This window comes from Microvirga flocculans ATCC BAA-817 (assembly GCF_000518665.1).
Taxonomy (GTDB): Bacteria; Pseudomonadota; Alphaproteobacteria; order Rhizobiales; family Beijerinckiaceae; genus Microvirga; species Microvirga flocculans.
Genome location: NZ_JAEA01000002.1, coordinates 345,630 through 359,841 on the forward strand (window position 1 = coordinate 345,630; position 14,212 = coordinate 359,841).

At 67.1% G+C, this 14,212-nt stretch carries 11 protein-coding genes; 5 read left to right on the forward strand and 6 right to left on the reverse strand.

Going from position 1 to position 14,212, the window contains the following annotated elements; translation table 11 throughout:
• Window positions 1–4 precede the first annotated feature (4 nt).
• Entirely contained in the window at window positions 5–637 is a 633-nt protein-coding gene (locus L879_RS0104745; RefSeq protein WP_027315098.1) for a LysE family translocator, read from the reverse strand.
• A 167-nt stretch (window positions 638–804) separates the two neighbouring features.
• Window positions 805–1,953 (reverse strand): helix-turn-helix transcriptional regulator, encoded by a 1,149-nt coding sequence (locus tag L879_RS0104750; protein WP_027315099.1) that lies wholly within the window; start codon window positions 1,951–1,953, stop codon window positions 805–807.
• Window positions 1,954–2,745: 792 nt separating this feature from the next.
• Between L879_RS0104750 and ligA the strand changes: the two genes are divergently transcribed.
• The 4 genes from ligA to L879_RS0104770 all read left to right on the forward strand — a co-directional run bounded on the left by ligA (window position 2,746) and on the right by L879_RS0104770 (window position 6,891).
• Window positions 2,746–4,905 (forward strand): NAD-dependent DNA ligase LigA, encoded by a 2,160-nt coding sequence (ligA, locus tag L879_RS0104755; RefSeq protein WP_027315100.1) that lies wholly within the window; start codon window positions 2,746–2,748, stop codon window positions 4,903–4,905.
• A 46-nt stretch (window positions 4,906–4,951) separates the two neighbouring features.
• Window positions 4,952–5,818, forward strand: coding sequence for a helix-turn-helix transcriptional regulator (locus L879_RS0104760; RefSeq protein WP_027315101.1), 867 nt, complete (start codon window positions 4,952–4,954; stop codon window positions 5,816–5,818).
• Between the two features lie 66 nt (window positions 5,819–5,884).
• Window positions 5,885–6,595, forward strand: coding sequence for an AzlC family ABC transporter permease (locus tag L879_RS0104765; RefSeq protein ID WP_027315102.1), 711 nt, complete (start codon window positions 5,885–5,887; stop codon window positions 6,593–6,595).
• Window positions 6,592–6,891 carry an AzlD family protein gene (locus tag L879_RS0104770; RefSeq protein WP_027315103.1) on the forward strand — a complete coding sequence of 100 codons (300 nt, stop codon included), beginning with the start codon at window positions 6,592–6,594 and terminating at the stop codon, window positions 6,889–6,891. Before L879_RS0104765 ends, L879_RS0104770 begins: the two co-directional genes overlap by 4 nt.
• On the opposite strand, the gene L879_RS0104775 is transcribed toward L879_RS0104770, so the two are convergent.
• Complete coding sequence (locus L879_RS0104775; RefSeq protein WP_027315104.1) at window positions 6,888–8,708, reverse strand: aminopeptidase P family protein; 1,821 nt, start codon at window positions 8,706–8,708, stop codon at window positions 6,888–6,890. The two genes, L879_RS0104770 and L879_RS0104775, sit on opposite strands and share 4 nt — an antisense overlap.
• A 322-nt stretch (window positions 8,709–9,030) precedes the next feature.
• On the opposite strand from L879_RS0104775, the gene L879_RS0104780 reads away from it, so the two are divergent.
• Window positions 9,031–9,255: a hypothetical protein gene (locus L879_RS0104780; RefSeq protein WP_027315105.1), complete on the forward strand. Its 225-nt coding sequence runs from the start codon at window positions 9,031–9,033 to the stop codon at window positions 9,253–9,255.
• A gap of 139 nt (window positions 9,256–9,394) precedes the next feature.
• Here the strand turns inward: L879_RS0104780 and L879_RS0104790 are convergent, their stop codons facing one another.
• From L879_RS0104790 to L879_RS0104800, 3 genes are all read right to left on the reverse strand, one after another.
• Window positions 9,395–10,315, reverse strand: coding sequence for a 50S ribosomal protein L11 methyltransferase (locus L879_RS0104790; protein ID WP_027315106.1), 921 nt, complete (start codon window positions 10,313–10,315; stop codon window positions 9,395–9,397).
• 75 nt (window positions 10,316–10,390) lie between these two features.
• Complete coding sequence (locus L879_RS0104795; RefSeq protein WP_027315107.1) at window positions 10,391–11,662, reverse strand: SAM-dependent methyltransferase; 1,272 nt, start codon at window positions 11,660–11,662, stop codon at window positions 10,391–10,393.
• 83 nt (window positions 11,663–11,745) lie between these two features.
• The gene (locus L879_RS0104800; protein ID WP_027315108.1) at window positions 11,746–14,121 is read right to left on the reverse strand and encodes an ATP-dependent helicase; all 2,376 of its coding nucleotides are present in this window, start codon (window positions 14,119–14,121) and stop codon (window positions 11,746–11,748) included.
• Window positions 14,122–14,212 lie beyond the last annotated feature (91 nt).

Sequence of the window (14,212 nt, forward strand, 5' to 3'; positions counted from 1 at the left end):
TGCCTTACGGCAATCGCAGCCCCATCGCATTGGCGACGGTGAGCGTCCCGAGGGCCGCGAGCAGGATGCCGCTGGCCTTGTTCGCGGCGCCGATCATCCGCGAGGACAGGCGGCTGCGCAGAAGGGCGGTCGTCGCGCTGAGGCAGATCCACCACGTGATCGACCCCAGAAAGACGCCCGGCACCAGCAGGGGAGCGGCTGCCGGATCGCTCCCCGCCATGAAGGCCGGGAGCGCCGCGGCGAAGAGCACGATCGCGAGGGGATTGGAGAACCCGAAGAGAATGGCGCTGCCGTAGAGCCGCAGCCATCCCTCCGGGCGTGTTTCGCCCGAGCCGACCACGATGCTGCGCCGCATGATCCGGACCGCGAACCAGAACAGCAGCCCCGCGGAGAGGATCGAGAAGACTTGAGCGCCGGATCCGACCCAATCGGCCATGCTCGTCCAGAGCCCCAGGGTCGCCATGGACCCGAGGGCGACATGAACCGTGGCCGCGCCGAGGCCCGTGGCGAAACCGGCTTCCAGCCCATGGGCGAGAGTTCGCTGGATGCACAGGATGCCCATCGGCCCAATCGGCACCGCGACGGCCAAACCCACTCCCATCCCCGCGGCGAAGCTTGCAAGCGATGTATCCGTCATGGACCAATCCTGATGGTGAACCCGGCGGGAAGCCGGTTCCGGAGCGCGCCGTTCCTTCAAGGTGAAGCGAACGGTGCGGCGCTTGGGATGAAGGTGCCATCGAGGACGCGCCTGCGCGTCCCCTGAACGGTGGAGGCGGGGAGGGGGCGATCCGCAATCGACGGCCGTCAGGACGGGGAGCGCTGGACGGGAAGCGTCAGCTGCATGGCGAGCCGGATCAGTTCCGTCTGGCGGGAAACGCCGGCCTTCGCGAAAATGTGGTCCAGGTGGGTTTTGGCCGTCGAAGGCGCGATGCCGAGATGGGCCGCGGTCTCCGACAGGGTGCGCCCGGCGAGAAGTCCTTCGAGGACCCGGGTCTCCGCCGCGGTCAGTTCGAAGGCCGCGGCCAGGAGCCGAAGCCCTTCCGGCTGCGGCGGCGTGCCGATGAAGATTGCCGCCACCGCATCGGGTTGAAGGCGCGTGCGCAGGTCGCTGCCCGAGATCGGCAGGACATGCGCATAGACCGGCGCGTCCTCGGCGGAACTCACGCGGATGGCGAGACCGGTCCGTCCCAACCGCGACTCGTCCGTGGCAAGGGCAATCGCGCTCCGCAGCTCCCGGGAGGCCGCCATGTTCGCCGCGCTCAGGACGCCTCCGGCATCCTTGACGGGAGCCCCCTTGCGCAGCATGTCCCCGGCGGCCCGGTTGGCATGGAGAACGGCGCCGCGGCGATCGGTCAGGATGACGCCGCAGCGCAGGCTGTCGAGGGTCTCGGCCATGTGCATCCGTTCGATCGTCGCCACGTCGAGAAGGTTGCTGATCGTTAGCGCGCGCCGCAGGTGCGGCAGCAGCAGGCGGCCGATGGCGACCTCGCGCTCCGTGATGGCGCCCTGCCGTTCATGCCGCCCGAGCCCGAGCTCGGCGAATTGCGTCGGGGTGTACATCAGGAACACGTGCATGATGTCGACGATGCCCTGCGGCGCGAGGCATTCGCGCACATAGCCGGACGAGCGGATGTAATCGGGCGAGAGATGGCGCGAGGTCACGAAGGGCTCGTCCAGCGTCTGCTGCCCGGCGAGCCACTCCGTCAGCCGCGCATTGATTTCCGGGACATGCCTGTCCGATTTCACCTTCAGCAGGAAGGCATCCCATCCCGACGCCTTGTTGAGCAGGAAGCGGTCGCGCCGCAGATCGTTCAACGTCAGGGAGGCGAAGGCGCAATCCGCCGCGCTGGCGATGCGGGCCAGGGTGGGTTCCCAGTGGGCAGGGTCGATGACGCAGTCGTAGATCGATCCGATCAGGTCCGACAATGCATTCTGCGACAGCAGCTCGGTCATCGCCCCGCTCCGCGCCCGATGGGCGGGCGCCGATTAACGCATGGCTCGCCCCCGCCTGCAAACGCCCTTTCGGGCATGGCGCTCCTCATCGCGCCTCCGCCGGGAGCGTCAAGGCCGGGCAGTTTGTTCACTTTTTGTTCTTGACAATGTTCCTAGTGTTGGGCTATGGGTAGGGCATCCGGTCTCACGAGGGACGCGCCCGAGGCGTCGGTTGTGGAGGCCGGAGACGGTTCCGACCCGCCAGGGGAGTCGCACCCTCCGGCGGTCGGGGCCCTGCGTGGAGGAGGCAGAAAGACCGACCTGTTCGGGCAGGCTCCTGTCTCCGCTCCTCCCAAGCCTCGCCGGCACCGGCGCACCCGGGGCTGCGCGACGACCGCGCCGTAGCGCCCTCTGAGGGTTCGTCCCTGACGGGCTGGAGTGCGGGGCTCAGGGTCGAAAAGCCGTGCGCGGGAGGCGGAGCGGCGTCCCGTCCGGGCGGATCTCCCGTCCCGAACCCCTTCGCGCGCCCGCAAGGACGCGGCGAAGCCAGCCCAAGTCCCGCGCTTCCCTCGACCCACGAGACAGCCCAGGACCGGAAAGCGAGGCCTTCGCGCCGCAGGGCGCGGAGCCGCTCCGTCATGTCCGATCCTCGGGACCCGTTTCAGGACACCTCGTTGAGACAGGATCGCAGAACGGGCCGGTGCTGCCGCGAAGGCTGTGGGGACAGTGGACGGAAAATCCGCAGAGGGCGCTGCCACTGGCGGCCCGGCCTTGGAGCGCTATGGTTCAAGCATCCGCACACACGATTCGACCATGACCCCGCACCGCACCGCATCCCAGAAGCCTGCCGACCACCTGACGCCCGACGAGGCCTATGCCGAGCACCAGCGGCTCGGGGCCGAGATCAAGGAGCACGACAGGCGCTATTACGAGGAGGACGCTCCCACCGTCTCGGATGCGGAATACGATGCCCTGCGCAAGCGCTACGAGGCGCTGGAGGACCTGTTCCCGGAGCTGAAGACGCCTGAGAGCCTGACCCAGAAGGTCGGCGCGAAGGTCTCGGAGAAGTTCGGGAAGATCAGGCACCGCGTGCCGATGCTCTCGCTTGCCAACGGCTTCTCGGACGAGGAGGTCGAGGATTTCGTCGAGCGTGTCCGCCGCTTCCTCAACTGGACCTCGGACGCGCCGCTCGCCTTCACGGCCGAGCCCAAGATCGACGGGCTGTCCTTGAGCCTGCGCTACGAGAACGGCAGGCTCGTATCCGCCGCCACGCGCGGCGACGGCGCGGAGGGCGAGGACGTGACGAACAACGCCCTCACGGTGGACGACATTCCGCATCGCCTGCACGGATCCCACATCCCCGAGATCTTCGAGGTGCGCGGCGAGGTCTATCTCTCGCATAAGGATTTCGCCGCCATCAACGAGCGGCAGGAAGCGGCGGGCAAGCCGGTCTTCGCCAACCCGCGCAACGCGGCCGCGGGCAGCCTGCGCCAGCTCGATGCGAAGATCACCGCGTCGCGGCCTTTATGCTTCTTCGCCTATGCCTGGGGCGAGGTCAGCGCCATGCCGGCGGAGACGCAGCACGGCATGATGGAGGCGCTCAGGCGCTTCGGCTTCAAGGTCAATCCGCTCACGCGGCTCTGCACGAGCGTCGCGCAGATGCTGGAGCATTACCACGCCATCGAGGCCGACCGCGCCAATCTCGGCTACGACATCGACGGCGTCGTCTACAAGGTCGACGACCTCACGCTTCAGCAGCGCCTCGGCTTCGTGTCTCGCTCGCCGCGCTGGGCGCTGGCGCACAAGTTCCCGGCGCAGGAAGCGATGACCGTGCTGGAGGGCATCGAGATCAATGTGGGCCGCACGGGCTCCCTCAATCCCATCGCGCGGTTGAAGCCCGTCACCGTGGGCGGCGTCGTCGTGTCCAACGCGACCCTGCACAACGAGGATTACATCAAGGGCATCGGCGGCAACGGCGAGAAGATCCGCGGCGGCGTCGATATCCGCATCGGCGACACGGTGGTGGTGCTGCGCGCGGGCGACGTGATTCCGAAGGTGCTCGACGTGGTGCTGGACAAGCGCCCGGCCGATGCGAAGCCTTACGAGTTTCCCACCACATGCCCGGCCTGCGGCAGCCACGCGGTGCGCGAGGTCAATCCGCGCACCGGCAAGGAGGATGCGGTGCGCCGCTGCACCGGCGGCCTCATCTGCCCGGCGCAGGCGCGCGAGCGCCTGAAGCATTTCGTCTCGCGCAACGCCTTCGACATCGAGGGCATGGGCGAGCAGCGCATCGACGAGTTCTACGAGGAAGGCCTCGTCCGGCGTCCGCAGGACATCTTCACGCTGCAGGCGCGCAATGCACGCAACCTGAAGCGCCTGGAGAACAGGGAAGGGTGGGGCGAGACGAGCGCACGAAACCTCTTCGCGGCCATCGAGGCGCGCCGCTCGATCGCGCTGAACCGCTTCATCTTCGCGCTCGGCATCCCGCATGTGGGCGAGACCTCCGCGCGCCTGCTGTCGCGCCATTTCGGCACCTTCGAGCACCTGCGCGAAACCGCGAAGGCCGCAGCCGACGAGACATCGGAAGCCCATGCGGAACTGACCTCCATCGGAGGCATCGGCCCGGTGGTGGCGGAGGCCATCGTCGAGTTCTTTAAGGAGGCGCATAACGAGGAGATGCTCGATGCCCTGCTCGCCGAGGTGAGCGTCGAGCCCGCCGAAGCGCCCGCCGTCGCGGACTCGCCCGTCGCGGGCAAGACCGTCGTCTTCACCGGCGCGCTGGAGCAGATGACCCGCGAGGAGGCGAAGGCCATGGCCGAGCGGCTCGGAGCGAAGGTGGCGGGCTCCGTGTCGAAGAAGACCGACATCGTGGTGGCCGGCCCCGGCGCGGGCTCCAAGCTCGCCAAGGCGGCGGAGCTTGGAGTCCAGGTCATGGACGAGGATGGGTGGTTCGCCCTGGTCGAGCGGGGGTGAGACTCCTGTCCAAGACAGGCGGACCGCGATGTGGCATGGTGCGCCCATGACGGTGATCGCCCCTGAGGTCTCGCTCGATCCCGACCTGATCGGAGCGGGCGACGTAACGCATTTCTGGCGGGTGCCGCGCTATCGCGACCTCGATTGCCTGCGCGCGACCTTCCGCCGCCACGCCTATGCCCGCCACAGCCATGATACCTATGCCATCGCGGCGGTCCTCGCAGGCTGCGAGACCTTCTTCCATCGCGGCGAGCAGCGCTATGCGCCCGCGGGCTCCATCGCCGTCGTCTGCCCCGACGAGATCCACGACGGGGAGCCCTATGGCGGCGGCTTCGAATACCGCACGTTCTATCCCTCGCCCGAGCTGATGCAGGAGATCGCGGAGGACGTGGCCGGACGCCCGCTCTCCCGGCCGCCCTGGTTCCCGCATTCGGTCATCCAGGATCCGGAGCTGACCCTGGCCCATGCCCAGTTGCATGCCTGCCTGTCGCGGGATGGGCGCTGGACCTCCGAGATGGAGCAGGACACGCGGCTCATCGATTTCCTGAGCCGCCTGATCGTCCGCTGGGCCGATCTCGATGCCCTGCCGGACCTTCGCTATGGTTCCAGGGGGATCCTGCGGGCGCGGGATTATCTGGATTCCCACTTCGGCCAGGAGGCGGATCTCGCCCAGCTCGCGCGCCTCGCGGATCTGTCGCGCAGCCATTTCATCCGGGCCTTCGCCAAGGAGACCGGCCTGACGCCGCGCGCCTATCTCCTCGACCGGCGCTTCCGCGCGGCAACGCGGCTCCTGCAGCAGGGCGAGGCGCCGGGCGACGTGGCCGCCGCCTGCGGCTTCTTCGACCAGAGCCATCTCAACCGGGTCTTCAAGGCCCGCATGGGCGTGACGCCGGGCGCCTACAGGGCTGCGTGAACCGCACTTTCGTCCAAGACGGCCCGGCGGCCAGGGCGCATAAGGCCCTGCAAAAAGGGCAGGTTCATGGATCGGGCAAACCCCTTCGTCTCCACCTATCGCCGCGAAATCCGCGACGGCCTGCGCGACATCGCGCCCGTCGCCGTGGCGGCCATTCCCATCGGCCTCCTCTTCGGTGCGGTCGCGGTCGCGAAAGGCATGTCGCCGCTCGAGGTCACGCTCATGTCGGCCCTCGTCTTTGCAGGCGGGGCGCAGTTCGCCGCCATCGAGACCTGGGTGCATCCGGCTCCCATCGCAGCCCTGGCCTTCGCGACCCTGCTCATCAATGCGCGCCATGTGCTGATGGGGGCGTCCTTGACTCCCAAGGTCAGGCTGTCCCGGGCGCAGACCCTGCTCGCCTATTTCTTCCTCACCGACGAAGCCTGGGCGCTGTCCGAGCGCCGGGCGCTGGAGCGGCCGGTGACCGGAGCCTACTGGGCCGCCATGGCGGCGGTTCTATGGGCTAACTGGACGCTCGCGGGGACCTTCGGCGCAATCCTCGGCTCGTTCCTCGGCGATCCGGAGCGGATCGGCGCGGACTTCGCCTTCACGGCGTTGTTCATCGGCCTCGTGGCCGGCTTCGGGCGCAGCCGGGTGACGCTGGTCACGGTGGCCGTCAGCGCCGCCGTCGCGGCCCTCGTGCACCGCTTCATCGGCGCGCCCTGGCACGTGGCCTCCGGCGCGCTGGCCGGTATCGCCGCCGCCTACTGCGCCGCTCCGAAGGAGGTGCGTTCATGAGCCTCGACACGACGACCCTGCTCGCCATCCTCGCCATGGCGGTCGTGACCTATCTCACGCGTATCGCAGGCCTCTTCGTGGCGGATCGCCTCGTGCTCACGGGCCGCGCCAAGGCCGCCTTCGACGCCATTCCGCCGGCGGTGCTGGTGGCCGTGATCGCGCCGACCGCGCTCACGACCGGATGGGCGGAAGCCCTGGCGGCAGCCATCACGGCCGTGGCGGCCTTCCGGCTGCCGCTGCTCGGCACGGTGGCGGTCGGCGTGGCGTCGGTCGTGCTGCTGCGCGGTATCCTCTAACCGATTTCCTGCGTCGCGGCGTCAAGCCACGCCCGCGTCCCGGCATCGAGATGCGGGCCGATCTTCTCGCGGACGGCGGCGTGGTAGGCGTTGAGCCATGCGATCTCGTCCGCCGTCATGATCGCGGGTTCCACGAGGCGAAGGTCGATGGGCGTGAAGGTGAGCGTCTCGAAGCCCATCATCTCGCGGTCGCCGCCGGGGATCGTGCGCGGCTCCACCAGGATCAGGTTCTCGATGCGGATGCCGTAAGCGCCCGGCTTGTAGAAGCCGGGCTCGTTGGAGAGCATCATGCCGACTTCCAGCGGCGTGTGCCCGGTCTTGGCGATGCGCTGCGGGCCTTCGTGCACGGAGAGATAGCTGCCGATGCCGTGGCCCGTGCCGTGGTCGAAATCGAGGCCTGCCTCCCACAGGGGCTTGCGGGCGAAGGCGTCGATCTGCGCGCCCGTCGTACCCTTCGGGAAAACCGCCTGCGCGATGGCGATATGGCCTTTCAGCACGCGGGTGAAGCGGTCCTTCATCTCCGGCGTCGGCTCGCCCACGATGACGGTGCGCGTGATGTCCGTGGTGCCGTCCTCGTACTGCGCCCCGGAATCTATGAGGAAGATCTGATCGCGCTCGATGGCGCGGTTGCTCGAACCCGTCACGCGGTAATGGGGCAGGGCGGCATTGGGGCCCGCGCCCGAAATGCTCGGGAACGAGATGTTCTTCAGCGCGCCCGTCTCCACGCGGAACGCTTCGAGCGCCTCCACCGCGTCGATCTCCGTGAGCTTGCCCGACGGGGCCTCGCGGTCGAGCCAGGCGAGGAAGCGGGCGACCGCCACGCCGTCGCGCAGGTGCGCCGCGTGCGAGCCTGCGATCTCGGCCTCGTTCTTGACCGCCTTCATGAGAGCGATGGGATCGGCGCCCACATCGACCTTGCCGCCCGCGGCCTCGATGCGCCGGATCAGGGCGACCGCGCCGGTCGCGGAATCGATGCGGATCCTGCCTCCCGCATGCCCCAGCTCGTCGAGGGCGCTCTGGAAGGAGCCGATAGGAGCGAACTCCGCCAGATCGCCCACCGCGTCTCCGGCCTCGTTCGTGACCTTCACCGGATCGAAGAAGAGGCGCGCCCGGCCCTCCTTGGGAAGAATCGCGTAGCCGAGCGGCAGGGGCGTGTGCCCCACGTCGCCGCCGCGCAGGTTGAAGGCCCAGGCGAGGTTGTGCGGATCCGAGATGACGATGGCGTCGAGCTTGGCCTCATCCATCTTCTTGCGGATGCGCTCCAGCTTGGCCTCGGCAGCCTCGCCCGCATATTCGAGCGGATGCGGACGCACCGGCGCCTGCGGAGCGGCAGGACGGTCGATCCAGATGACGTCGACGAGATTCATGTCGACCGGCACGAGGCGACCGCCCGCCCGTCCCACGGCCTCCTCGAGGCGTTTCAATCCGTCGCTGGTGTGAAGCCAGGGGTCATAGGCCAGGGTGCCGCCCGACGGGAGATGCCCGGCGATCCAGTCCTCGGGCGTGGAATCGGCAAGCTGGACGGGCGTGATGACGGAGGTATCCACCTGCTCGCCGGCCTGAACCGTGTAGCGCCCGTCGACCACCAGGGCCGCTTCGTTCTGGAGGATGATCGCCGTGCCGGCCGAACCCGTGAAACCGGTGAGCCAGGCCAGGCGCTCCGCGCTCCTGGGCACGTATTCTCCCTGATGCTCGTCGGCGCGGGGGACCAGGAAGCCGTCGATGCCGCGTCGGGCCATCTCGGCGCGTAGCTTGGCGATATGCTTGGGGCCCTGGGCAGGGGAGGTCGTGTCGTCGAAGAACTGGAACTGAGCCATGGAAAACAGCACCGGGGAACGGGAAGACGAAGAGCCGCTACGCTAGTGCATCGGCCTTGAAAGTGGAAACCACTTTTGGGGTCGTCCGGCATTCCGGGGAGGGACGTCCACCGCCGGAACGACGCTGCGCTTGTGGGCAACCCGCTCAGGAAACATGCGCTCAGCGCCCAACGATTAATCTATTGTGACGATGCCCTGCGTGCTGTGCATGTCTTTCATGTGATCCTATGACTTCTACTAAAGTCGGACCGAGCTTATCTTCCTGGCAACGATAACAGAGGAACGCTGAAGGGTCTCACACCAACACGTTGGAGATGAGCCCATGACCACAGCCGTTTATTTTTCCGCGCTTGAGGGTAAGAAACCGGTCCCGTCCAAGCTGTCGCATTTTGCAACCCGCTTTATGAATGCGCTCATGCAAAGCCGTTCCCGCCGAGCGGCCTGGGAGTTGCGCCGTCACGAGGCGCTCCTGGCCGATCTCGGCCGCAGGCAGGACCATTCCCCGCTGTTCCTCGACCAGTCCGAGCTCCTGCCCGCCAAGGTCTAACCTTTTCCCCTGCTCAGAAAGTCACCATCATGATCATCGTCGCTGCCCTGAAGGCCATCCGCGAAGTCCTGGTCGAAGCCGTCAAGCTTCGCCGCGAGCTTGCCAAGCGCTATCCGGGCGTGATGGCCGAATAAGGGGCTTACCGGCGGGGCTGCGGACGCGCGCTGCCCCGCTTCATCACCAGGGCGGCCCAGCCTTCCAGATCGTACCGGCGGTGCAGATACCAGCCGTGATGGGCATAGGCCGAGAGCACGCCCGGGACGTCGCGCGCCAGCAGGCCCGAGAGGATGAGCGCCCCGTCATTGCTCGCCACCCGCGCCAGGGACGGCGCCAGCATCCGCAGGGGCTTCGCCAGGATATTGGCGAAGATCAGGTCGAAATGGCCAGGCCTGTCGGCTTCCTCGTGCTGGATGCCGGGGCCTACGTAAAGCTTCATCCAGGCCCCGATCCCGTTGAGGCGCGCATTCTCCCGCGCCACGCGGACCGCCTCCGGATCGATGTCGCCGGCCACGACCGGCCGCTTCAGAACCTTCGCCGCCGCAAAGGCCAGGATGCCCGTTCCCGTGCCCACGTCCAGCACATGGCGCGGCGTGCGGATCTTCAGCTCATCCACGAAGGCCTGGAGGCACCCGAGCGTCGTGCCGTGGTGGCCCGTGCCGAAGGCGAGGCCCGCCTCGATCTCGATGGCGATATCGTTGGGGCGGCGCTGGTCGCGGTCGTGGGAGCCGTGAACGAAGATGCGCCCGGCGCGAACGGGCCTGAGGCCCTCCAGGGAGGCCTTCACCCAATCCTTCTGCTCGAGGGGCAGGAAAACGCCCTTGTCCGCCTCCGCGCCGACGATGGGCCGCAGGAGATTGCGGATCGCGGCCTCGTCGGGCTGGCTTGCGAAGTAAGCCTCCAGCAGCCAGGGCCCGCCATCCTCCGTCTCGAAGGAGGCCACGGCCGTCTCGGCCGGGTCGAAGATCTCGCCGATCATGTCGGTCATGGCGCGCGCGGAGCGGCCGTCCGTGGTGATGCGGAAGACGTGGGTCGGGCGGTTGGGATGAAGTCCTTCGAGCATGGCCTCGCCTTAGCACCGCTTTGGCGTCAGGTCACCTGTTCGTAAGCCCGATATCGTTCGGGAGCGAGCGCCGCGTCAGGCCGGGGTCAGATCCCTCGCCGGTTCCAGCACCTTCAGACGCTCGGCTTCCTTGGCCCTGTACGCGCGCTGCGTGTCGGTGACGTAGTCGCGCACGATGGGGGCCGCATCGCGCTTGCGGGCGAGCTGCATGTGGAAGACGAGCTGGCTGCCGGTGGTGAACATGGTCTCCGCGCTGATGAGATAGAACTCGAACATGCGGCAGAAGCGCTCGTCGTACATGGCGGCGATCTTGGCCCGGTTCGCCTCGAAGCGCCGGTGCCAGTGATTGAGCGTCTTCGCGTAGTGCAGCCGCAGGAACTCGAGATCGGTCACCCACAGCTGGTTCTGCTCCACGACGGGGAAGACCTCCGACAGGGCAGGGGAATAGGCCCCAGGGAAGATATATTTCCTGAGCCACGGGCTTGCGGTGCCCGGCGGGCTCATCTTGCCGATGGAGTGCAGCACCATGAGCCCGTCGTCGTCGAGGAGCGCATTGATCTTGGCGAAGAACTCGCCGTAATGGTGAACGCCCACATGCTCGAACATGCCGACCGAGACGATGCGGTCGAAACGCCTGTCGACCTTGCGGTAATCGAGAAGCTCGAAGCGAACCCGGTGGGAAAGCCCTGCGCGGCGCGCCTTCTCGTTGGAAAGCTCGTATTGCTCTTTCGACAGGGTGACGCCCGTGACGTCCACGTCCTCCATCGCCGCAAGGTACAAGGCGAGATCGCCCCAGCCGCTGCCGATATCGAGAACTTTGAGGCCGGGCTTCAGCTGCAGCTTCGAGGCGATGAGCCGGAGCTTGTTCTGCTGCGCATCTTCCAGGGTCTCGTCGTCATTGGTGAAATAGGCGCAGGAATACTGCATGCCCTTGTCGAGGAAGAGCCGGTAGAAATCGTTGCCGAGATCGTAGTGATGCGCCACGTTCTGTTGCGCCTTGCCCACGGGATTGGCCTGCTGGAAGCGCTTCACGGCGCGCGAGATCCGCTTGAGCACGTTCTGCAGCGGATAATTGGCCAGGGTCGAGCGGTTCATGGAGAAGAGATTCAGGAAGTCCCGCAAGGAGGAGCCTTCCTCGAAGCTCATGCGACCGTCCATATATGCCTCGCCCGCATGAAGCTCCGGGTTGAGGAACAGCTTGTGATAGAGCGAGCGGTCCGTGAGCCGCATGGTGACGCTCGGCCCGGGCTTCTCCCCGCCGAAGACATGGACGCCGCCTTCCGCGTCGATGACCTTCAGCGTACCGGCGCGGACGAAGGATTTCAGCATATGCGACAGCGGGAACATCGAAGCCTCTCGGAGCGGTTGCCGGAGGCAGATGGTTCCACAGTTGCATGCGCGTGGCTAGAGGGGCCGGTCGGCGGCCGCGCCTACCCCAATGCCTCGACGAAGCTGTCCAGCACCATCTTCCTGCCCGCCTTGTCGAACTCGACCGTGAGTTTGTTGCCGTCCACGGCCTCGATGGTGCCCGGGCCGAACTTGGTGTGAAGGACACGGCCGCCGACCTTGAAGCCCGAGCTGCCTGTGGACTTGGCCACCAGCTCGCCTTCGATCAGCACCGGGCCGCGGCGCTCGCCCGAACGGCGGGCGGAATAGCCGCCATCCTCCGTCGAGGCGCGATGCGCCTGGGCGCGCTGCCAGCCCGGCGTCTGGTAGGATGAGCCGCTGAAAGGCTGCATGCGGTCGAACCGCGATCCGCTGCCATATCCGCCGTAGGAGAAATTGGCGGGAGCCTCGACGATCTCCACGTTCGACTCCGGCAGGTCGTCGATGAAGCGGCTGGGAACGGTCGAGTTCCACAGCCCATGGATGCGCCGGTTGGAAGCGAAATAGATCTTCGCGCGCCGCTTCGCGCGGGTGATGCCCACATGTGCGAGCCGGCGCTCTTCCTCAAGGCCTGCGCGGCCGCTCTCGTCAAGCGCCCGCTGGTTCGGAAAAAGGCCTTCCTCCCAGCCGGGCAGGAAGACCGTGTCGAATTCCAGGCCCTTCGCCGCATGAAGCGTCATCAGGCTCACGCGCTCGGAGGTGTCGCTCTCGTTGGCCTCCATGACCAGCGAGACGTGCTCGAGGAAGCTCTGCAGGTCGGGGAACTCCTCCATGGACCGCACGAGTTCCTTGAGGTTCTCGAGCCGTCCCGCCGCATCGGCCGACTTGTCTTTCTGCCACATGTCGGTGTAGCCGGATTCCTCAAGTACGATCTGCGCGACCTCGGACTGCGTCATGGTCTCGGACAGTTTCGACCAGCGGCCGAAGGAGATGAGAAGGTCGCGCAGGGTGGCGCGGGGCTTCGGCTTGAGCTCGTCGGTCTCCACGATGAAGCGCGCCGCTTCCACCAGCGGCACGCGGGCCGCGCGGGCATGGTTGTGCAGCACCTGGATCGTGGCGTCGCCAAGCCCGCGCTTCGGCACGTTGACGATGCGCTCGAAGGCGAGGTCGTCGGCCGGCTGGTTGACCACGCGCAGATAGGCCAGCGCATCGCGGATTTCCGCCCGCTCGTAGAAGCGCGGGCCGCCGATGACGCGGTAGGGGACGCCCAGCGTCACGAGCCGGTCTTCGATTTCGCGCATCTGCGCGGAAATGCGCACCAGGATGGCGATCTCGGAGAGCGGATTCTTCTTGGCGTGCAGCGCCTCGATCTCCTCGCCGATGAGCCGCGCCTCGTCCTCCGAATCCCAGGCGCCGGTGATCGTGACCTTTTCGCCCGGCTCGTCCTCCGTGCGCAGGGTCTTGCCGAGACGGCCCTGGTTCTTGGCGATGAGGCCGGAAGCGGCCGAGAGGATATGCCCGGTGGAGCGGTAATTGCGCTCGAGCCGGATCACGGTTGCGCCGGGGAAGTCGTGCTCGAAGCGCAGGATGTTGTCCACCTCCGCGCCGCGCCAGCCATAGATCGACTGGTCGTCGTCGCCGACGCAGCATAGGTTCTTGCGCTTCTGGGCGATGAGCCTCAGCCAGAGATACTGGGCGACGTTGGTGTCCTGGTACTCGTCCACCAGCATGTAGCGGAAGCGCTCCTGGTATTGCTCCAGAATGTCCGGATGTTCGCGCCACAGGCGCAGACATTCGAGCAGGAGATCGCCGAAATCGACGGCGTTCAGGACCTTCAGGCGTTCCTGATAGGCGCGGTAGAGACGTCCGCCCTTGCCGTTGGCGAAGGCCCCGGCCTCGCCGCCCGGGACCTGATCGGGCCCGAGGCCCCGGTTCTTCCAGCCGTCGATCAGGCCTGCCAGCTGACGCGCCGGCCAGCGCTTCTCCTCGATGCCCTCGGCCTCGATCACCTGCTTCATCAGGCGAAGCTGATCGTCGGTTCCCAGGATCGTGAAATCGGAACGCAGGCCCACCAGTTCGGCATGGCGGCGGAGGATCTTGGTGCCGATGGAGTGGAAGGTGCCGAGCCACTGCATTCCCTCGGCGACGGGGCCGATCACGGCCGAGATGCGCTCGCGCATCTCCCGCGCCGCCTTGTTGGTGAAGGTCACCGCGAGGATCTGGGAGGGGTAGGCTCTGCCGGTGGCGATCAGATGGGCGATCCGGGTCGTGAGCACGCGGGTCTTGCCGGTTCCGGCGCCCGCCAGGACAAGAACCGGCCCTTCCGTCGCCTCCACGGCGGCGCGTTGCTCCGGGTTCAGGCCGTTCAGATAGGGGGATTGCGGCGCAACCGCAGCACGGGCGCGGGCGCTCAAGGAGCCGGACGCCGGCTCATGGGCGAGGCTGTCCTGCGGATCGGGTCTGGGATCGGACTGATTCATCGACGGGACCATGGATCAAAAGGCGAACGGCGTCGAGCCCGGAATGCCTGCGATCCTGCCGCAGTCCCGGCCCTCAAGGCTCCTCCTTCAT